The following is a 19,779-nucleotide window of genomic DNA, read 5'->3' as shown; positions in this document are numbered from 1 at the left end:
GCAGGAGGAGCAGGTGTACGACACCCCGGAGGAAGACGGCAGACAGTCCCAGGACATCCACGTCCTCGCCCCACCGCTTCGGCTCGCGGGCATCGACGAGGACGACTCCTGGGAGCCCCACGTCATACGCGGCATCGACTGACGCCGCCCTGCTCCACCGGTCCACGAGTGGCCGTTGGCAGCTTCCCACGAGCGGCGATGCGGAGGTGGTGCGGACATGAACGGTCTGCTGCGCGGCGGTGCGCGGTGGTTGAGGAACCGCTGCCTGTGGCCGCTCTGGCGGTCCTTGGCGGCCTTCGGAGCCATGCATCTCGGCACCGGAGCGCCCCAGGGCCCGGACCAGGACATGGGCATGGGCATGGCTGATTCCGCCACCGGCTCCCGCGGCTTCCTCGCGGGGCAGCTCTGGCGACGGTTCCTGGTGCTGCCGCCGGGGGTCGGTGGGCCACCGCCCGCCCACCCCGAGCGACTGCGCGCTGATCTGCCGCTGACGGCGCAGGAACGGCTGCTCGCCCGGGACCTGTGGCCCGGTTACGAACAGCGCGTCCGCGACACCAACTGACTCACAGCTCCTGACTCACCATTCGATGAGGGCGAGTCCTGCGGCCATGCCGCCGCCGAAGCCGGCGAGGAGAACCAGGTCACCCCGGCGCAGGGCGCCTTCACGGTGGGCCGCGTCGAGGGTGATGGGGATGGAGGCGGCGCCGGTGTTGGCGTAGGTCTCCAGGGTCTTGTGCATCGTGGCGTTCGGCAGGGCCAGCTCGGTGAAGAGGTCGTCGAGCATGACGCCGTTGGCCTGGTGCGGGATGAAGTGGCGGATGTCGTCGGGGACGACACCGGCCTCGTGCAGGAACTGCTTGACCAGCTGGGGGACATGGTCGGCGACGAAGCGGCGTACGCCCCTGCCGTCCATGGTGAAGTACTGCTGGCCCTCCTCAAGGGACTCGGCGGTCAGCGGGGCACGGCTGCCGCCGCCGGGCACCCGGATCAGATCCGAGAGCTCACCGAACGTGTGCAGGTCCAGGTGCCGGATCCGCGGCCCGCTGTCCGCCTGGCCCAGCACGATGGCGCCGGCTCCGTCGCCGAACAGCACGACGGTGCGGCGGTCGGCGGGGTTGAGGATGCGGGAGTAGATGTCGGCGCCTATGACGAGGGCGTGGCCGCCCTTGCGGGCCAGCAGGTTCTCCGCCGCCGACAGGGCGAACACCTCACCCGAGCAGACGGCGTTGACGTCGAAGGCGGCGGCGCCCGTCGCGCCGAGGTTGCGTTGGACGTAGGAGGCGGTGGGGGGTTGGGGCCGGTCGGGCGTGGAGGTGGCGACCACGATCACGGACAGCTGCGCGGCAGTGATGCCGGCCGACTCCAGCGCGGCACGCGCCGCGGCGGTCGCCAGGTCCGACGTGGCCTCGTCGTCGGCGGCCCAACGCCGTTCGCGGAAGGCGGTCTTGGTGATGATCCAGTCGCTGTCGACTCCGGCCGGTGCGCCGACCTCGTCGTTGGAGACGATCCGGTCCGGTACGTAGGCACCCGTACCGATGATCCTGACATCCTGCATGCGAGTGCCCGCCCCTCAAGTGGTTTTCGAATGACTGTGCGACTGGGGCCGGGTGGGTAGGCCGACTTCGGTCCGGCAACGCCCCAAAGGGGCGCGGGGAACTGCACGACCAGCCCCCACGCTGCCGCAGCCGAACAACCGCCCCGCCCGGCCCCTCCAGCGAAGCGCTAACGTGCCTGGTAGATCCGCTTGTGACCGCTGATCCCGGCCAGCCGGAACGGGCCCGTGGTCTGCTCCTCGGTGGCGTAGTCGCCGCCGTCCGTGGGGAACGACCGCTCGTGCAGGTCGCGGTAGCCGGCGTAGTCGACCGGCTTGCGCCGGTTGATGGCCTCGTGGTTGGCCTCGGTGCGCAGCTGGTCCCGGTAGCCGGCGACGACCGTACCGGCGAAGAACTCGGCGACGCTGCCGGAGCCGTAGCTGAGGAAGCCGATGGACTTGCCGGTCAGGTCGTCGGACTGGTCGAGCAGCGCCGACAGGGCCAGGTACACGGAGGCCGTGTAGCTGTTGCCGACCACCGTGTTGTAGGCCGTGGTCAGGCCGATGGCCTGGGCGATGGCGTCCTTGTCGGTGTCCTGGCCGCAGTAGTTCAGAAGGTGGCGGTGGGCCTTGAAGGCCATCTTCGTGAACGGCTGGTGGTAGCAGAACGCGGCGAACTCCTCCAGGCCGCGGCCGCCCTGCTCGCTGTAGTCCTTCCAGGTGCCCTCGACGGCCTGGAGGTAGGCGTTGATGGACTCGTGGCCGTCGACCAGCGCGGTGTTGAGGTAGTTGGGCCGCCAGAAGTCCATGACGTCGGCGGTGAACAGGCCCGAGGGGTCCTCGATGCGCACCAGGGCCGGGTCGAGGCTGACCAGCATGGCCACGGCCGCCGCGCCCTGCGTCGCCTCGCCGGGGCTGTCCAGCTCGTACTTGGAGACGTCACTGGCGATCACCAGGACCTGCTGGGCGGGGTCGCGCCGCACCAGGCCGATGGCGAACTGGAGGGCGGCCGTGGCGCCGTAGCAGGCCTGCTTCAGCTCGACGACGCGGGTGGCCGAGGGCAGTCCGAGCAGCGAGTGGACGTACACGCCCGCCGATTTCGCCTGGTCGATCGAGGACTCGGTGGCGAAGACGACCGTGCGGATACGGTCGCTGCCGTGCCGCGCGATGATCGGCGCGGCGGCCGTCGCGGCGAGGGTCACGATGTCCTCGTCGGCGGCGGGGATGCTCATCGAGTGCTGGCCGATACCGACGTGGTACTTGCCGATCTCGGTGCCGTTGTAGTCGGCGAGCGCGGTGTGCGGCAGCACGAACTCGCCCGTGGCGAACGACAGATCGTGGATTCCTATGGAGATGGACATGCCCTAGACACCAACCTTTGCGGTCTTGTTGTCGCGTTCCAGCTGGACGTGTGCGCGCATGAGCTCGCCCGGGTTGGTCTGCGCCGCGAGCAGGGAGAGTTCGCCGCACAGCACCGTGGCCGCCGCGAGGACGGCGAGGCGGCGGGCGTTCTCGCCGGGCGCGGCCTCGGCCCGGCAGCCGAGCCGGGTCAGGTTCGTCTCCACGAAGCCGAGCCCCTTGCCGTTGCCGACCGTGCCGACGATCAGGTTCGGCAGGGTGCAGGCGAAGTAGAGGTCGCCGTCGCGGTCCTCGGCCATCACGACGCCCTGCGAGCCCTCGATGATGTTGGCCGCGTCCTGGCCGGTGGCCAGGTAGAACGCGAGCAGCATGTTCGCGTAGTGCGCGTTGGCCGAGCGGATGCCGCCGGCGAGGAGGGTGCCGAGCAGGTTCTTGCGGATGTTCAGCTCGACGATCTTGGCGGCCGTGGTGTGCAGCACGTCGCTCACCACGTCACGCGGGATGAGGATCTCGGTGACCACGTTCTTGCCGCGGCCGAGGATGCCGTTGATGGCGGTGGCCTTCTTGTCCGTGCAGTAGTTGCCGGAGATCGAGCCGTAGGAGATGCCCGGGATCGTCTTGAGGAGATGGGCGAGCAGGGCGTCGGAGGCCAGCGTCGCCATGTTGTGGCCGGAGGCGTCGCCGGTGGTGAACTCGAAGCGGATGAACAGCAGGTTGGCGTTGATCTCGTGCCGGATGCCGATGAGCTGGGCGAACCTGCTGCAACCGCGCACCACCTCGCGCAGCTCGTCGATACGGGCCTCGATGGTCCGCGCGGCCGTCAGGGCGGTCTGGGCGTCGACGGCCTCGACGAGCACCGAGCGGGTCATCCGCTCGTCGACGAGGGTGGCGACGATGCCCTTCTCGGCCAGCCGGGACACCTTCGCGCCGCGGCCGACCGACGGCCACAGCGGCGACTCGTAGGTGGCCAGCGGAACCTGGGTCTCGGTCGTGGCGACGTTCCCCGAGATGCGCAGGGGGCCGACCCAGCGCATGGGGACGCCGGCGATCGCGTGTGCTTCGGTCATCGTGAGCTTCCTGTCATCTCGGTGAGGGCGTCGATGGAGCTGGAGCGCTGGGCGAACCGCCGGGTGTCGATGCCCCGGTCGACACAGAAGTCGCGGAGCTCGCCGTGGATCAGCAGGTCGCAGTGGGCGAGTTCGGCGGGCGTGCGCGCGCCGAGCATGGTCTGAAGGGCGGCCAGCTGGTCGAGCCAGGTGGAGATCTGCGCGACGAGCGCGGGGACCCCACCGTCGACCAGGGTCCGCAGGAACCCGCCGGAGGAGCCGACGGCACGGGCGCCGAGGGCGAGGGCGCGGGTCACGTCCAGCGGGTTGCGGACCCCGCCGGAGGCCAGGACGGGAATGCCGACGTCCTGTGCGTCGAGGAGGCAGGCGACCGTGGACTGGCCCCAGTTGTGCAGGAACGCGTAGTCGGCGAGCTCACGCCGGCCGTTCTCGATCCGGGCGAAGTCCGTGCCGCCGCGGCCACTGACGTCGGCCACCTGCACGCCCAGGTTGGGCAGCGCGAGGATCGTCTGCCGGCTCAGGCCGTTGCCGACCTCCTTGACGATCACGGGGACGTCGACGCCCGCCGCGATCCGCTCGATCTGCGCCGCCCACGACCCGAAGGAGCGGTCGCCCTCCGGCATGGGCGTCTCCTGCGCCGTGTTGAGGTGGATCTGTAGCGCGTTCGCCTCGATGAGGTCGATGGCGCGGCGCGCGTTGTCGACCGACGCCGTCGCGTTGACGTTCGCCAGGACGAACCCGTCGGGGTTCTCGCTGCGCAGCACCCGGAAGGTGTCCGCGCAGGACGGGTCCTTGAAGTAGGCGTGCATGGAACCGGAGGCGATGGCCACCCCGGTCTCCCGGGCGGCGGTGGCCAGATCCCGGTTGATGGCGCCGGTCTTGGCGCTGCCGCCGGTCATCGCGTTGATGTAGAGCGGCGCCTGCCAGGTGAAGCCGGCGAAGCTCGTGGCCAGGGACACGTCCGGGCGGTCGATACCGGCCAGGGCGTGGTGCACGAACGACACCTCGTCGAACTGGTTGCGTCCGCTGTGCGCGTGCTGCTGCTCCATGGCGAGCCGGACGTGGTCGTCCTTGCGCTGAGCGCTACTCATGCTTGGTTCCCTTCCAGGGCGGGACGCAGGGGCAGGGGCAGCACCCCGGCCGCGGCCCACCGTTGACGTACCTGCGAGATGTCGTGCGCGGCCCGCTCGTCGAGCAGGGCGATACCGCAGTCGCCGCCGCCCGCCCCGGAGGGCTTGGCCGCGCCGCCGACCGCTTCGGCCGCGTCGCACAGCGCGGTCAGTTCGGGCGTGAAGATGCCGAGGCCGACCTCGTCGTCCAGCCGGGCCAGCTCCTGCCGGGCCCGCCGGATCTCGTGCAGCAGCGCGGGGCCGTCGCCGTCCTCCAGCGCCGTGACCGCGGCCTGGACGAAGTCGGCGGTGGTGGTCACGAACTTCTGGTGCGAGGCGCTGCCCCGCCAGGACCGCCGCCGGTGCAGGTCGGCGACGAGGGCCTCGGTCGAGGCCGGGCTTCCGGTCCAGCCGACCTGGAAGGACAGTCCGGCCGGTGCCGGCAGCCGTCGTACCGAGAAACCGGGCCAGGGCGCCCGCAGCGCCTCCGCCACGCCCCGGGCGCGGGCCAGGTCGAGGACCTGCGTCCGGTCGGGGGCGCGGTAGGCGATCCAGCCGCCCCAGGTGCTGGCGGCGAGGTCACCGCCCGAACCCTTGGGCTCGATGCGGGCGGTGGCGAGCAGCGCCAGCCGGAACCGCTCCTCGGTCGTGAGCCGCAGACCGCAGTACGACGTCACCGCGTCGACGGTCGCCACCGTCACCGCGCCGCTGGAACCCAGGCCGTACTTGCGGCCCGCCTCGTGCAGGGTGCTGCTGATCGACACGTTCAACGGCGGTACGGGCAGCCCGCGTTCGGTGAGCAGCTCGGCCACGGTCTGGACCGCGGACACCACATGCGGCATCCGCCCGTCGCCCCCGGCGAGCCGGCCGCCCTGCCAGCGCAGACGCACCGCGCGCGAGCCGAGGTCGGAGTCGACGACGACATCGGCGTCGGCGGCCTGAGACTCGGACACGGTGACGGTGATGTACCGGTCGACGGCCACCAGGATCGCCTGGTTGCCGGGCTCGACCACCGCGTACTCGCCCGCGACGAACAACTTGCCCGGAGCGCTCCGCACCACGGCCCGCTGACCGGCCATCACACGCCCTCGTCCAGCAGCCGGGCGCCCGGCCCGGGCACGGCGACATGCACCGAACCGCCCGCGGCGGCCTCGCGCACCACCGCCGAAACCCGGTCGGTGTCCGCGCGCCGGCACAGCACCTTGACGTTCGGACCGGCGTCCATCGTCACGTACGCCGGAACCCCGTCCCGGCGCAGCCGCAGCACGCTGTCGATGACCGTGAGCGAGGCCGGCGACATGTACCGGACCGCGGGGCGCGCCGCCAGCATCGTGGCGTGCATGCCGAGCGCGTTGCGTTCGGCGATCTCGCCGACCGCCTCCAGGTCGCCGCGCCCCAGTGCCGCCCGCATGTCGACGAGGTCGGCCTTGCTGGACTCCGCCCACGGCTCGAACAGCGGGGAGGTGTCCATGGTGCGGCGCATCGCCGTACGGCTGGACACCTCCTTGGGGCCCGCGTTGACGACGGCGACGACCAGCGCCGGGTCGAGGCGGGCGGCGTCCACCGGTTCGGCGTACGAGCTGGCGTCCGCCTCCTCCGGGGTGCCGGTGGGTGTGCCCGCGTGCCAGACGGCGAAGCCGCCGAAGATCGACCGCGAGGCCGAGCCGGAACCGCGCCGGGCCAGCCGGGACAGGCCCCGCGCGTCCAGACCGAGCCCGTAGGCGGCGGACGCGGCGACGGCCAGCGCGGCGAACCCGCTGGCCGAGGACGCCAGACCCGCCCCGGTGGGCACCGTGTTCTCGGTGTCGACGACGGCCCGCACCGGGCTGCCCGCCCGCTCCCGCACCAGGTCCAGGAACGCCACGATGCGGCGCTCGGCCTCACCGGTCGCGGGCTGCCCGTTGAAGACGACCGTGTCCTGCTCCGCCTCGGGGGCGAGCCGGACGCGGGTGGTCGTGGGGAAGACGGACAGGGTCATCGACAGGCTGTCCGTGCGGGGCAGGAACAGCCGCTCGTCGCTCTTGCCCCAGTACTTGATGAGCGCGATGTTCGGGTGCGCGACAGCGGTGGCGGTCTCTTGTACGTCCACCAGTGCGGTCGCCTGTTTGGCCCGCACGGTCTGCTGGTCCGTTCGTTCAGCCGGCATGGTCGGCGAGCCTCCTCAGCGGTACGACCCACGTCTGGACGGCGCCGGCCTCGTGCAGTTGCCGGGCGACCTCACGGGCCTGCTCCGGCTGGGTCAGGGCGAGGACACAGCCGCCCAGACCACCGCCGGTGATCTTGGCGCCGAGGCTGCCCGCCTTCAGCGCGCCCTCGACCATCGCGTCGATCCGGTCGGTGCTCAGACCGGCGGCCCGCATCAGCTCGTGGTAGTCCGTCATCACGGTCCCGAGCCGCTCCGACTCGCCCTCGGCGAGCGCCAGTTCGGCGTCGTCGACGAGCCGGGTCGCCCGGCCCAGGAACCGCTCCTGGGCCCCGGACTCACGCTGGAACCCGGACCGCAGCAACTCCACGGCCTCCTTGGTGCTGCCGGCCGTGCCGCTGTCCGCGAGGATGAACAGGCCCTCGCAGCCCACGGCCAGATCCCGGGCCCGGCCCGCCTGGAAGCGCAGCGGGGCCGCCGCGCCGACGGCCATGGCGTCCACGCCGCTGGCCCGGCCGTGCGCCACGTTCTCGGCCGTCTGCACCAGCTCGAACGCCGTGCTGCCGTCCAGTTCGCGGTCGAAGAGGTCGGCCAGGGCCAGGACGATCGCCCGCGAGTGCGCGGCGCTGGAACCGAGCCCGCGACCGAGCGGGATGGCACCGTCGAGAATCACGTCAAGGTGCCGGGTGCCGGTGATGCCCATGCGCTCCTTGAAGGCATGGGTCAGCTGACGCAGACCGTCCGAGGCCCACGTCACCACCGCGCGGGACGCGGAACCGGTCATGGTGAAGGACAACTCGCCCTGCACCTCACCGGCCGGCGTCGACCATCCGGCACTCGCCGTGGCCGTGAGCTGCGGAATCGGCAGCGCCAGCGCCGGCGCCCCGTACACGACCGCGTGCTCTCCCAGCAGGATGGCCTTGGCATGGGCGCGGCCGATGCCCACGGAGCGAGCCCGGCGGCTTCCCGGCACTCCTTCCAATGAGGTCGGTAGTGTCAACCCACTCAGCTCCCCTTGTCGTTTCTGCTGGAAGAACGGCTGGACGAACAGGACGTGCGAAGGGCGGCGCCGGGCCGCCCGTCAACCGGTGCGGCATTCATGGGCAGGTGCGCGGACGGCGCTGCAAGGCGATCTCCGTCAGCTCGTCGATGTCGAACTCCGAGCGGCAGTTCGGCGCGCCGTAGCGGGTGATCTTCCCGCGGCTCACCCATTTACGGATGGTCGCCTCGGACACCCCCACGGCGAGCGCCGCCACATTCGTGGGGACGAGCCGGTGACGCGGCGGTTTCATCATGCGGTGACACCCTTTCGCTGCTGCTCCATGAGCCGCCTCAGGTTCAGCCATTCGTGCATTTCCCAGGAATGTCCGGCCGAGCATTCGATGCTGCCGTTACCGGTGACCCCGCCATTCAGCGCGGGCCTCATCGTTCCTTCGCAGTCGTCCATGGCGCACTTTCGGACGAGGCCGTTCACACTGCTGGGATCCGGGTCGATCGTGCCGCGCAACTCGGCGACCAGGCCCTCGATCTCGTCCACGAAATCGGCGGCCGGCGGCTGTGCCGCGAGCCACTCCAGATGCCGTGCCAGAAACCTCGACAGCTGCGGAACGGACTGCGCCGGAGCCGGGACTCCCCGCTGCTCCACGACGATCTCCGACCAGGAAACGAGAGTCTCGAGGAGGTTGTGCCGGGCGTCCAGCACCGAGATGTTCAGGTAGTCCCGCCGCGAACTGCCCGACACCTTCGTCGGGTTGGTGCGCCGGGGCATCGGCGACACATGGTGCAGGCTCTCCTGGTGCAGCCCGGGCAACGCGCGCAGATCGCGCTCCACCTGACCCAGGCAGTCGGCGCACAGCAGCGACCCGGTGCAGGCGCGCCGCTCGTGGTCATGGCTCCTGGGGCACGGGTCGGTATTCATCGAATCTCCCTCACGAGGCGGCTCGCCGTCCGCGGCCTCCGTGAAATTCCATGTGTTTTCCATGTCCCGTACCCCCGTCGATTTCCCAACTCCCGCGTGCGCGTGGGGCGCTCACGGACCATCGTTTCTTCAGGGGAACTCCAGATTCCCATCCATATCCCCGGAGAGTCGGTGCGATTCCGTCCGAAGCGGAATCGGTGACGCTTTTCGACGAACGTACCGAGGGCTGACCGAGGCCTGCTGGAGTCCCGATACAGCCCTCTTCGCGGCTCGCCAGGGAGCCAGGACAGACCTGATCAGGAGACCGGCTTCCGTTTTCTCAAGCGGGGTTCAACCCGGATCTAAGCATTGGTTGAGCGGCTGCCCCGACCGTTGCGGAGAAAGGAGGCGCTGTGGACGGTACGCATGCAGGCGAACGCGCAGTAAGCGTCGGACTCACCGCAAGGCCGCGCACATCGGTGGCCGGTCCGAGGGTTCCGGGGGACCCGGTCCCGGCCGGCCGCCTGGACCAGCGCGACCCTGTCCTGCCCGTCGAGAGCGGAGGTACCGGTCACTTGAAGGTCTGTCTCGTCGGAGCCGGGCCGCGTGGCCTTTCCGTACTGGAACGGCTCTGCGCCCAGGAGCGGAAGTCGCCGCGCTGGGACGCCGTCACCGTCCACGTCGTCGACCCGGACCCACCGGGCGCGGGACGGGTGTGGCGCCCGACGCAGTCCCGGCACCTGCTGATGAACACCGTCGCCTCGCAGGTCACGGTCTACACCGACGCCAGCGTCCGCATCGACGGCCCGCTGGACGAGGGGCCGAGCCTGTACGAATGGGCCAAGGCCCTGGCCTCCAGCACCCTGGAGCCCGGCGCGGAGTGCGGCTACGACGAGGCCGCCCTCGCCGAGGCCGGCCGCCTCGGCCCCGACAGCTACCCCACCCGGGCCCTCTACGGCTCCTATCTCACCTGGGCGTTCCAGCAGGTCGTCGCCGACGCCGCCGCCCATGTGACGGTGCTGACGCACCCGGTGCGCGCCGTCGCCCTTGAGGACGAGACCGTCCGGACCGGCCCGCAGACCGTCGTCCTGGAGGACGGCACCCGGCTCACCGGCCTGTCCGCCGTCGTCCTCGCCCAGGGCCATGTGCCGGTCCGGCTCTCCGACACGGAAGCCGGGCTGTCGGCCTACGCCGAACACAACGGCCTGATCTACCTCGCCCCCTCCAACCCGGCCGACGTCGACCTGTCCGGCATCGGCCCCGGCGAACCCGTACTGCTGCGCGGACTCGGGCTCAACTTCTTCGACTACCTCGCCCTGTTCACCTACGGCAGGGGCGGCGTCTTCACCCGCGTCGACGGCCGCCTGGTCTACCGGCCCTCCGGCCGCGAACCCCGGCTGTACGCCGGCTCCCGGCGCGGCGTGCCCTACCAGGCGCGCGGCGAGAACGAGAAGGGCGCCCACGGCCGCCACCACCCCCGGCTGCTGACCACCGGCTACATCGCCGAGCTGCGCGCCCGCGCCCCGCACAGCGGCGCCATCGACTTCGCCGCCGACCTGTGGCCGCTGGTGTCCAAGGAGGTGTGCGGCGTCTACTACGCGGCACTGCTCACCGCACGCGGCGAGGCAACGGCCGCCGTCGACACCTTCGTCGAGGCCTATCTGCACGCCGAACCCGGCCCCGAGGAGGACCACCTCCTCGACGCCACCGGGATCGCGGCCGCCGAACGCTGGGACTGGGAGCGCGTCGCCCGCCCCTACGGCGACCGTGTCTTCACCGACCGGTCCGCCTTCCGGGCCTGGCTGCGCGGGCACCTCGACGACGATGTGCGCCTGGCCCGCCAGGGCAACGTCAGCGGACCCGTCAAGGCCGCCCTCGACGTCCTGCGGGACTTGCGCAATGAACTGCGGCTCGCCGTCGACCACGCGGGCCTGACCGCCGAGTCCCACCGGGACCACCTCGACGGCTGGTACACCCCACTCAACGCCTATCTCTCCATCGGCCCGCCCGCCTCCCGCATCGAGGAGATGGCCGCGCTCATGGACGCCGGCATCCTCGACGTGACCGGCCCCGGCCTGCGTGTCACCGCCGACGCGGACGACCCGCTGGGCCCCTGCTTCACCGCCACGTCGACCGCGATACCGGACGTGTCGATCCGGGCCACCGTCCTCATCGAGGCACGGCTGCCCGAGATCGACCTGCGGCGCACCGCGGACCCGCTGATGAGCCGGCTGCTGGACACCGGCCAGTGTCAGTCGTTCCGTGTCCCCGGCCCCGGTGGAGCCTATGAGACCGGCGGCCTGGCGGTGTCCGAGCGGCCCTACCACCTCCTCGACGCCCAAGGCACCCCGCACCCACGGCGGTTCGCCTACGGCGTGCCCACCGAGTCGGTGCACTGGGTGACCGCCGCGGGCATCCGGCCGGGCGTCGGCTCGGTCACCCTGGAGGACTCGGACGCCATCGCGGCAGCCGTCCTGGCCCAGCCCGAACTGCCCGCGCACACAGGGGAGTCAGCCACGGTGACCCTGGCCTCCGCACCTCACACAAAGGCGATCGCATGACGCCCCCCTATGAGACCTCACGCGCGCACACCCTCTCCGCCCACCTGGACGCGGGGCTCCTCTCCCCGGTCCGGGCGGGCACCGAGGCCGAGGCGGCCGTCGGGGACGGCGCCTGGCTACAGGCGATGCTCGACGCGGAGGCGGGCCTGGCCCGCGCCCAGGCCCGCTGCGGCACCGTCCCCGCCCAGGCCGCCGCGGCCATCACCGCCGCGGCCCGCGCCGACCTGCTCGACGTACGCGAACTCGCCCTGGCCGCGCGGGAGACCGCGAACCCGGTCGTGGGCCTGGTCAAGGCGCTCACCGCGGTCGTCGCCGAACACTCCCCGCAGGCCGCGGAGTACGTGCACCGCGGCTCCACCAGCCAGGACGTCTTCGACACCGGCGCGATGCTGGTGGCCCAACGGGCACTGCGGCTGATCGTCCGCGATCTGCGGTCGGTCGCCGACGCCCTGGGCCGCCTCGCCGCCGCCCACCGGGACACGGTGACCGCGGGCCGCACCCTGGCCCTGCACGCCGTACCCACCACCTTCGGGCTCAAGGCGGCCGGCTGGCGGCAACTGGTCCTCGACTCCGTCGAGCGCCTGGAACGGATCGAGCTGCCGGTCGCGCTGGGTGGCGCGGCCGGCACCCTCGCCGGCTACCTCCAGTACGCCGGTGAGGGCGCCGACCCCGCGACGCTGCTCGACGAACTCGGCGCCGCCTTCGCCGACGAGACCGGTCTGGCCGTACCCGCCCTGCCCTGGCACGCCCTGCGCACCCCGGTCGCCGACCTCGGCGCGGCGCTCGCCCACACCACTGGCGCCCTCGGCAAGATCGCCGCCGATGTGCTGATCCTGACCCGCACCGAGGTCGGCGAGGTCGCCGAACCCGCGGTCACCGGACGCGGCGTCTCCTCGGCGATGCCGCACAAACGCAACCCCGTGCTCGCCACCCTGATCCGCTCGGCCGCGCTCCAAGTCCCCGCGCTGGCCACCGTATTGCTCCAGGCCCTGCCCACCGAGGACGAACGGTCGGCCGGGATGTGGCACGCGGAATGGCAGCCCCTGCGCGAGGCCCTGCGGTTGACCGGAGGCGCCGCGCACACGGCCGTCGAACTCGCCCGCGGGCTCATGGTGCGCCCGGAGCGGATGCGGGCCAACCTCGCTGCGACCGGCGGACAGCTCGTCTCCGAACGCGTCTCGGCCGTCCTCGCGCCGCGCCTGGGCAAGACGGCGGCGAAGGAACTGCTCACCCAGGCCTCGATGCTGGCCTCCCGCACCGGCCTTCCCCTGGCCGATGTCCTGGCCGACCTGCCCCAGCTCGCCGGCCTCCTCACCCGGGAGGAGGCGACCGCCCTCCTCGACCCGGCCGGCTACACCGGCCTCGCCGGCCCCCTCGTGGACCGGGCCCTGACGACCCCGGCCCACGCCCCGACCCCGTCGCCCTGACGGCGGGAACGAGATGGTGCGTACGGCGCGGGCGACGCCGTACGCACCATCGGTGCACCGCGATATCAGCGTCCCGCCTCAAGCCCCCCTTGAATGCGACTTGAGCCGCCGTCGAACCTGGTCGCGTCGGCTCCCGCGCGGCGCATGATGCAAACACAACGCACAGGGGAGGCGGCCGAGTTGAGTCTGGACGCGCGTGTTGTCGACAGGGGCGGCGGCCACGGCCACGCCGTGGTGATCGGCTCCGGCCTCGCCGGGCTCACCGCGGCGCGGGCACTGGCGAACCTCATGGACCGGGTCACCCTCATCGAACGCGACTGGCTGCCCCGCGGCCCCGGCCGCCGCCGGGGTGTGCCCCAGGCACGCCACACCCACACCCTGACCACCACCGCCCACGAAGGCCTGGAGCGGCTGTTCCCCGGTGTCCGCCACGAGCTCGTGCGGGCCGGCGCGGTCCGTGTCCGCGTCCCCGCCGACCTGCTGACACTCGGCCCGGCCGGCTGGCTGCCCCGCTTCGACACGGGCCTGTCCCGGCTCAGCGCTGGCCGCGACCTGATCGACGCGGTGGTACGGGACCGGGTGCGCGCCGACCCCAAGGTGACCTTCCTGCCCGACCAGGAGGCCGTCGCCCTTGAGGCCGGCCCCCAGGACACCGTCGCCGGCGTGTGGGTCCGCGCCCGGGACCGGCGCTCACCGGACGGCTTCGCACCCCGGCGGCTGCTGTCCGCCGAGTTCGTGGTGGACGCCTCCGGCCGCGGCTCCCGCGTCCCCGAGTGGCTCACCGAACTCGGCTACGAACCACCGCGCGAGACCGTGTCGGCCGCCGCGACGACCCACGCCACCACCCTCTACGCCCCACCCGTCGGCCATGTCGCCGACTTCGAGGGCGTGCTGCTCATGCCCGCACCCGGCGACCCCCGCCGGGCCGTGCTCAGCCCCGTCGAGGGCGGCCGCTGGTCGGTCACGATCAGCACCGGCGACAGCAGCGCCCCGCCCACCGACCACGCCGAACTCCTCGACGCTGCCGGTTCGCTGCGCGACCCGCTGCTGCGCGACCTCATCGCCAACGCCACCCCGCTCGGCCCCGTCTACACCTGCCGCACCCGCAGCAGCCGACGGCACTACGAGCAACTGCGCCGGTTCCCCGACCAGTTACTCGTCGTCGGTGACGCCCTCGCCACCCTCGACCCGGCCCACGGCCAGGGCATGACCCTCGCCGTGGAGTGCGCCCTCGTCCTGGAGCAGGTGCTCACCGCACACGGCACCGCCGTCGGGATCAGCCGCCGGCTGCGCCGCGCGCTGGCCCACCGCCTCGCCCCCGCCTGGCGGCCGGCCACCGGCCCGCTCGATCCGCCGGACGGCCCGCGCGCCCGGCTCGGCAGCCGGTACGGCTCCCGGCTCGCCGTCGCCGCGACCACCGACCGGCAGGCCGCGACCGAACTGCTCACCGCGCACGAGACCCTCGCCCCACCCGCCGCCCGCGCCCTGTGGGCCACACTGCGCCCCCGGAGCGAGACCGCCGCACCGCCGCCGCCCACCGCCACCCACGGCCCCGACGCCCGCCGACGCCGCCCCGCCGCCCCGACGGCACCCGTCATCGGCGTCGCCACCGGCTCCGTACGGCCCCGGCCCACCGGCTCCTCCGCCCACTGGCCCGCCGTGGCCCCGGCGGGAGAGCGGCGGCGACCGTGAACTGGGCCTGGATTCAAGCCACTTGGCGCGTTCAATGCCGTCGCGGACGACATCGCGCACTCATACGCTCGGCCTCATGACTGAGGTGACTGAGGCGGAGCAACCAGCCGACCACGCAGAGCACTTGCGGCCACAGATCCGTCAACTCTCTCAAGGATCCCTTGAGTTGCCACTTGAGTATCACTTGAGCGCGGTTGTTCGCCCTTGCCGCGCGTCGATAGCGTTTCACCAGCTCCAGGGCACGGGCCCGCTTGCGCCGCGGCAGGCCACCTCCATGAACGGCCGGTCGCCGGCCGTACCGGGTGTGCCTGTGACGGCCGAGCGGCGACGGGAGGGCGCGCGGGTATGAGCACGACCGAGAGGGCGCCACACAGTGTGCGCACCACACCAGCCAAGGGCGAACGGATAGCCGACTGGGCAGACGGGCGGCTCGGGATCTACAGCCTCCGGTTCCTGCTCCGCAAGGTGTTTCCCGACCACTGGTCGTTCATGTTCGGTGAGATCGCGCTCTACAGCTTCATCGTGCTGATCCTCACCGGCGCCTGGCTCACCATGTTCTTCGACCCGAGCATGAGCGAGACCGTCTACCACGGGTCGTACGTCCCGCTCCAGGGCATCCCGATGTCCCAGGCGTACGCCTCCACCCTCGACATCAGCTACGAGATCCGCGGCGGCCTGTTCATCCGGCAGCTGCACCACTGGTCGGCCCTGATCATGATCGCCGCGCTGTGCGCACACACACTGCGGCACTTCCTGACCGGCTCGTTCCGCAAGCCCCGCGAGCTGAACTGGCTGATCGGCTTCATCATCCTGGTCCTGGTCACCCTGGAAGGCTTCGTCGGCTACTCACTCCCCGACGACCTGCTCTCCGGCACCGGCCTGCGCATCGCCGAAGGCGTCACGCTCGCCATCCCGGTGGTCGGCACCTATCTGACGCTGTTCCTGTTCGGCGGCGAATACCCGGGAACCGACATCATCCCGCGGTTCTACAGCATCCACATCCTGCTGATCCCGGGCATCGTGCTGGCGCTCACCGCGGCCCACCTGATCCTGGTCTTCTACCACAAGCACACCCAGTTCCGAGGCCCCGGCCGCACCGAGAACAACGTCGTCGGCCAGCCCCTGATGCCGCACTACACGGCCAAGGCGGGCGGGTTCTTCTTCCTCGTCTCCGGTGTGCTCGCGCTGCTGGCGGGCATCGCCCAGATCAACCCGATCTGGACCTACGGCCCCTACCGCGCCGACCAGATCTCCCAGGGCTCCCAGCCCGACTGGTACATGGGCTTCCTCGAAGGCGCCCTACGTGCCATGCCCGCCTGGGAGTTCGTGCTGCCCGGCGGCTACACCGTCAACATGGGCGTCCTGCTGCCGGCGGTCATCCTGCCCACCGTCATGATCAAGGTCTTCGCCGCGTGGCCGTTCCTGGAAGCCTGGATCACCGGCGACAAACGGGAACACCACCTGCTGGACCGGCCCCGCGAACAGCCCACCCGCACCGCGTTCGGCCTCGCCTTCGTCAGCTTCTACCTGGTGCTGTTCTTCGGCGGCGCCAACGACGTCCTGGCCGAGCACTTCCATCTGTCCCTGAACCAGATCACCTGGGCGGTACGGATCGGCCTCTTCGCCGTCCCGGCACTGACGTACATCATCACCAGGCGGATCTGCCTCGGCCTCCAGCGCCGCGACCGCGACAAGCTGCTCCACGGCCGTGAGACCGGGCGCATCAAGCGGCTGCCGCACGGCGAGTTCGTCGAGGTCCACGAGCGGCTCGACCGCGAGACCGAGTACACCCTGCTGTCCCGGGAGATGCCCGAGATCCTGCCGGCTCCCGAGGCCACCGACGCCGACGGCGTGCCCAACCCCAACGTCCGCGAGGAGAAGCGGCGCCATCTGCTCAGCCGCTGGCTGTTCGGCGGCCAGATCGCCAAGCCGACCCGCGAGGAGATGCGGCACGCCCTGGAACACCTCGACCCCGACCACGCCCCCTCACCCAACGGTCACGCCGCCCTGGAAGAGCGCGACCAGGACCGGCACCAGAACCAACAGGTCCACTGACCCGGCGCACGAGCGGAGCACCGGGTCGGTACGAGATGGCGGCGCGGGTGATCAGGGGACGGATCACCCGCGCCGCCGCTGTTTTCCCGCCCTTGTCCTCCGGCCGCCGTGCCGGAGCATCCACGGAGGCCCGATGAGCCGAACGCCGCGGCACCGGGACGAGCCCCGGGCCGAGTCCATCACCCGGGCCCGCCCCGGCCTGTCCCAGGACCTGCGCGGCCGTCAGCGCCGCTACGTCACCGCCATGCTGGTGCGCACCGCGTGCGTCGTCGTGATGGCACTCACCTGGAACCGCTGGCCGGCCGTCGCGGTCTGCGCCCTGGCCGGCGGGGTCCTCATCCCGTACGTCGCGGTCGTCGCCGCGCAGGCCGGCTGGCGCCAGCAGCGGGGCGTACGGCCCGAACTGGTCCGCCCCGTCACCGAACCCGCGCCCCGGGTCGTCCTCGAACCCACCCTGGTCCTGCCACCGGAACAGAACACGGCGGCCTGAGCCCCGACACACGAAAAGCGCCGGGCCGGACACCTTCAGGAAGGTGTCCGGCCCGGCGCATGCCCGGGTCGCAACCGCTCAGCGTGCCCGGTCGGCCTCGCGGAGGATCGCGCAGGCCTCGGCCACCGGATCGGCATGCCCACCGGGGTGCACGACCAGATGGAGACGCTGCGCCCGCCCGTCCTGGACGTCGAGCACCAGCGCGTGCAGCACGGTGCCGTCCCGGTCGCGGAAGACCCAGCCGGCCCGGTCGCCCACCAGGGACTCGTCCAGGGTGATGCCCACCCGCCCGAGCGGCGGCACGATCGCCGCGAGTATCCGCGCCACGTTCTCGGCACCCGCCACACACGTGGGCCACGGCAGCGGTTCACGCCCCCCGTCGCTGACCGTCGCGACCGCGGCGAGCAGCTGACGGCAGGCCTCCTCGGAACACCCGAGGGCCGCCGCGATCCGCTCGTCACCGCACCCGAACGCCTCCCGCAGCACGAACACCGCGCGCTCCAGCGGGGACAGCCGCTCCAGCACCATCAGCGCCGACAGCGACAGCGAGTCCGCCAGCTCCGCCGGCCGGTCCGGGTCCGCCAGCCCGCTGTCGGCGAGCAACGGCCCGACGACCTCGCCGCGCGCCACACGCGCCGACTGAAGGGACCTGACCGCGATCCGGGTGACCTCGGCCGCCAGATGCCCCTCGACGGAGGCGGGCTCGGCCGGCGCGGCCATCCAGCGCAGCCAGGCCGCCTGCACCGCGTACTGGGCGGCACGTGTGTCGCCCAGGATCCGGTAGGCGATCGCGTACAGCAGGGGCCGCAGCTTCGTGAACTCGTCGGCTCTGCGCACAGCGGCTCCTCGGCAATGGCCCCGGGGGGGCGTGCCCGCCGTCAGGGGGGAGCGACGGACGGGCACGCCTCGGGGGAGGGGGGATCCCAGCCCACTGTAAGAGCCGCCGACCGCCGATTTCTCTACCGGCAGCGGAAGTTCGAGTTCAAATGCAGTGAGGATCCACTGTCGGAGGGCGTACGGCATTCGTGTCAATGGGACTCGACCGCATTTCAAGGGAATCCACCAATACTCGGGATTCAAACTCCAATGGCACTCAGGGAAGTTGACGCAATGACGAGCACTCGAACCAGCCCCGTTCAGGCCGTCGAGGACGCGCTCCGCCGGTTCTTCGCCGACCGCAGGGACGAGGCCGCGGCGATCGGCCCGGCCTGCGTCGACGCGGTCACCGAGCTGGAGACGTATGTACTGCGCGGCGGCAAGCGCGTCCGCCCGACCTTCGCCTGGCTCGGCTGGCTCGGCGCCGGAGGCGACGAGAACGCCGACGGCACGGCGGGCGGTGCCACGGCCGCGTCGGTGGCCCGTGTCGGCGCCGCCCTGGAGCTGTTCCACGCCGCCGCCCTGATCCACGACGACGTCGTCGATGCCGCCCCCACCCGCCGCGGCGCGCCCGCCGCCCACGTGATGTTCGCGGGCCTGCACCGGGACCGCTGCTGGAACGGCGACGCGGAACTCTTCGGCACGGGCGCCGCGATCCTGACCGGAGACCTCGCCCAGGGCTGGGCCGAGGACCTCGTCCACACCTCCGGGCTGCCAGCACCGGCGCTGGCCCGGGTCGTCCCGGTCTGGTCGGCCCTGCGCACCGAGGTGCTGTGCGGCCAGCTGCTCGACGTCACGGCCGAGGCGGCGGGCGAGGAGGACATCGACACGCCCCAGCGCGTCAACCAGTACAAGACGGCCTCGTACACGGTGGAACGCCCGCTGCACATCGGCGCCGCCATCGCCGGCGCGGACGCCGAACTCATCGCCGCCTACCGCGCGTTCGGAAGCGACATCGGCATCGCCTTCCAGCTGCGCGACGACCTGCTCGGTGTGTTCGGCACCCCCGAGGAGACCGGCAAGCCGTCCGGCGGCGACCTCATCCAGGGCAAGCGCACCGTGCTGTTCGCGGCGGCGCTGAAGTACGCCGACCAGCGCGACCCGGACGCCGCGAAGTTCCTCCGCACGAAGATCGGTACCCCGATCACCGACGACGAGCTCACCGCGATGCGCGCCGTCATCACCGACGTCGGCGCGGTGGACCACGTGGAGCGCGACATCACCCGGCGCACCGAGCGCGCGCTCGCCGCACTGCGGTCGAGCAGCGCCACCGACTACGCGAAGGACGAACTGACCGCGATGGCGATCAGCGCCACCCAGCGGACGTCGTAATCCTTGGAAATTGCTCAACTCCCGCTCTATAAAAGCCCCTTGGGTGACTCAGGTCACCTCAAGGGGCTCTTGGTTTTCGCATTAGATGCGTGTCACAATTTTTGCACGTCCTCCCTGCCCAAATTCGCATCCGCGGCAGTGAGTTGACGTCCTGTCCGCCGGTTCGTAGAGGCACAAGCTGCCCTCCCGGCCCAGCTCCCCTTTCGACACCGTATTTCGATCTGTGGAGAACGCATGCCC

General features: G+C 71.6%; 18 protein-coding genes. 8 read left to right on the top strand and 10 right to left on the bottom strand.

Annotation, left to right across the window (positions count from 1 at the left end; all coding sequences use genetic code 11):
* The first annotated feature begins 13 nt into the window (after positions 1–13).
* Positions 14–142, top strand: coding sequence for a hypothetical protein (locus OG866_RS44935; protein ID WP_329344773.1), 129 nt, complete (start codon positions 14–16; stop codon positions 140–142).
* Between the two features lie 75 nt (positions 143–217).
* Complete coding sequence (locus OG866_RS44930) at positions 218–562, top strand: DUF6059 family protein (protein WP_329344771.1); 345 nt, start codon at positions 218–220, stop codon at positions 560–562.
* A gap of 15 nt (positions 563–577) precedes the next feature.
* On the opposite strand, the gene OG866_RS44925 is transcribed toward OG866_RS44930, so the two are convergent.
* The 9 genes from OG866_RS44925 to OG866_RS44885 form a co-directional block, all read right to left on the bottom strand.
* The gene (locus OG866_RS44925) at positions 578–1,555 is read right to left on the bottom strand and encodes a 3-oxoacyl-ACP synthase III family protein (RefSeq protein ID WP_329344769.1); all 978 of its coding nucleotides are present in this window, start codon (positions 1,553–1,555) and stop codon (positions 578–580) included.
* Between the two features lie 167 nt (positions 1,556–1,722).
* Positions 1,723–2,892 (bottom strand): hydroxymethylglutaryl-CoA synthase, encoded by a 1,170-nt coding sequence (locus tag OG866_RS44920; protein ID WP_329344767.1) that lies wholly within the window; start codon positions 2,890–2,892, stop codon positions 1,723–1,725.
* A 3-nt stretch (positions 2,893–2,895) separates the two neighbouring features.
* Positions 2,896–3,957 (bottom strand): hydroxymethylglutaryl-CoA reductase, encoded by a 1,062-nt coding sequence (locus OG866_RS44915; protein ID WP_329344766.1) that lies wholly within the window; start codon positions 3,955–3,957, stop codon positions 2,896–2,898.
* Complete coding sequence (gene fni, locus OG866_RS44910) at positions 3,954–5,048, bottom strand: type 2 isopentenyl-diphosphate Delta-isomerase (RefSeq protein WP_329344764.1); 1,095 nt, start codon at positions 5,046–5,048, stop codon at positions 3,954–3,956. The genes OG866_RS44915 and fni overlap by 4 nt, the downstream gene beginning before the upstream one ends.
* Positions 5,045–6,145: a phosphomevalonate kinase gene (locus OG866_RS44905; protein ID WP_329344762.1), complete on the bottom strand. Its 1,101-nt coding sequence runs from the start codon at positions 6,143–6,145 to the stop codon at positions 5,045–5,047. The genes fni and OG866_RS44905 overlap by 4 nt, the downstream gene beginning before the upstream one ends.
* Positions 6,145–7,212 carry a diphosphomevalonate decarboxylase gene (gene mvaD / locus OG866_RS44900; RefSeq protein WP_329344760.1) on the bottom strand — a complete coding sequence of 356 codons (1,068 nt, stop codon included), beginning with the start codon at positions 7,210–7,212 and terminating at the stop codon, positions 6,145–6,147. The genes OG866_RS44905 and mvaD overlap by 1 nt, the downstream gene beginning before the upstream one ends.
* Positions 7,202–8,155: a mevalonate kinase gene (gene mvk, locus OG866_RS44895; RefSeq protein WP_329344758.1), complete on the bottom strand. Its 954-nt coding sequence runs from the start codon at positions 8,153–8,155 to the stop codon at positions 7,202–7,204. Before mvk ends, mvaD begins: the two co-directional genes overlap by 11 nt.
* Before the next feature lie 151 nt (positions 8,156–8,306).
* On the bottom strand, positions 8,307–8,504 hold the full coding sequence (locus tag OG866_RS44890) for a hypothetical protein (protein WP_109499984.1): 198 nt from the start codon (positions 8,502–8,504) through the stop codon (positions 8,307–8,309).
* On the bottom strand, positions 8,501–9,127 hold the full coding sequence (locus OG866_RS44885) for a hypothetical protein (RefSeq protein ID WP_329344755.1): 627 nt from the start codon (positions 9,125–9,127) through the stop codon (positions 8,501–8,503). The genes OG866_RS44890 and OG866_RS44885 overlap by 4 nt, the downstream gene beginning before the upstream one ends.
* Before the next feature lie 554 nt (positions 9,128–9,681).
* Between OG866_RS44885 and OG866_RS44880 the strand changes: the two genes are divergently transcribed.
* From OG866_RS44880 to OG866_RS44860, 5 genes are all read left to right on the top strand, one after another.
* Positions 9,682–11,667: an FAD/NAD(P)-binding protein gene (locus OG866_RS44880; protein WP_329344753.1), complete on the top strand. Its 1,986-nt coding sequence runs from the start codon at positions 9,682–9,684 to the stop codon at positions 11,665–11,667.
* Complete coding sequence (gene pcaB, locus OG866_RS44875) at positions 11,664–13,094, top strand: 3-carboxy-cis,cis-muconate cycloisomerase (protein WP_329344751.1); 1,431 nt, start codon at positions 11,664–11,666, stop codon at positions 13,092–13,094. The genes OG866_RS44880 and pcaB overlap by 4 nt, the downstream gene beginning before the upstream one ends.
* 180 nt (positions 13,095–13,274) lie before the next feature.
* Positions 13,275–14,786 carry an NAD(P)/FAD-dependent oxidoreductase gene (locus tag OG866_RS44870; RefSeq protein ID WP_329344749.1) on the top strand — a complete coding sequence of 504 codons (1,512 nt, stop codon included), beginning with the start codon at positions 13,275–13,277 and terminating at the stop codon, positions 14,784–14,786.
* Between the two features lie 345 nt (positions 14,787–15,131).
* The gene (gene qcrB / locus OG866_RS44865; RefSeq protein WP_329344747.1) at positions 15,132–16,841 is read left to right on the top strand and encodes a cytochrome bc1 complex cytochrome b subunit; all 1,710 of its coding nucleotides are present in this window, start codon (positions 15,132–15,134) and stop codon (positions 16,839–16,841) included.
* A gap of 133 nt (positions 16,842–16,974) precedes the next feature.
* A complete protein-coding gene (locus tag OG866_RS44860) occupies positions 16,975–17,331 on the top strand; it encodes a DUF3099 domain-containing protein (protein WP_329344745.1) in 357 nt (118 codons plus the stop codon).
* 78 nt (positions 17,332–17,409) lie between these two features.
* Here OG866_RS44860 and OG866_RS44855 read toward each other — a convergent pair whose 3' ends face one another.
* Positions 17,410–18,168 (bottom strand): sigma factor-like helix-turn-helix DNA-binding protein, encoded by a 759-nt coding sequence (locus tag OG866_RS44855; protein WP_329344744.1) that lies wholly within the window; start codon positions 18,166–18,168, stop codon positions 17,410–17,412.
* A 273-nt stretch (positions 18,169–18,441) separates the two neighbouring features.
* On the opposite strand from OG866_RS44855, the gene OG866_RS44850 reads away from it, so the two are divergent.
* A complete protein-coding gene (locus tag OG866_RS44850; RefSeq protein WP_329344743.1) occupies positions 18,442–19,539 on the top strand; it encodes a polyprenyl synthetase family protein in 1,098 nt (365 codons plus the stop codon).
* Positions 19,540–19,779: the final 240 nt, after the last annotated feature.

The sequence above is a fragment of the Streptomyces sp. NBC_00663 genome (genome assembly GCF_036226885.1).
Classification (GTDB): domain Bacteria; phylum Actinomycetota; class Actinomycetes; order Streptomycetales; family Streptomycetaceae; genus Streptomyces.
The sequence above is the reverse complement of the archived record's forward strand: the minus strand, read 5'-3'. Positions and strand labels throughout refer to the sequence as shown.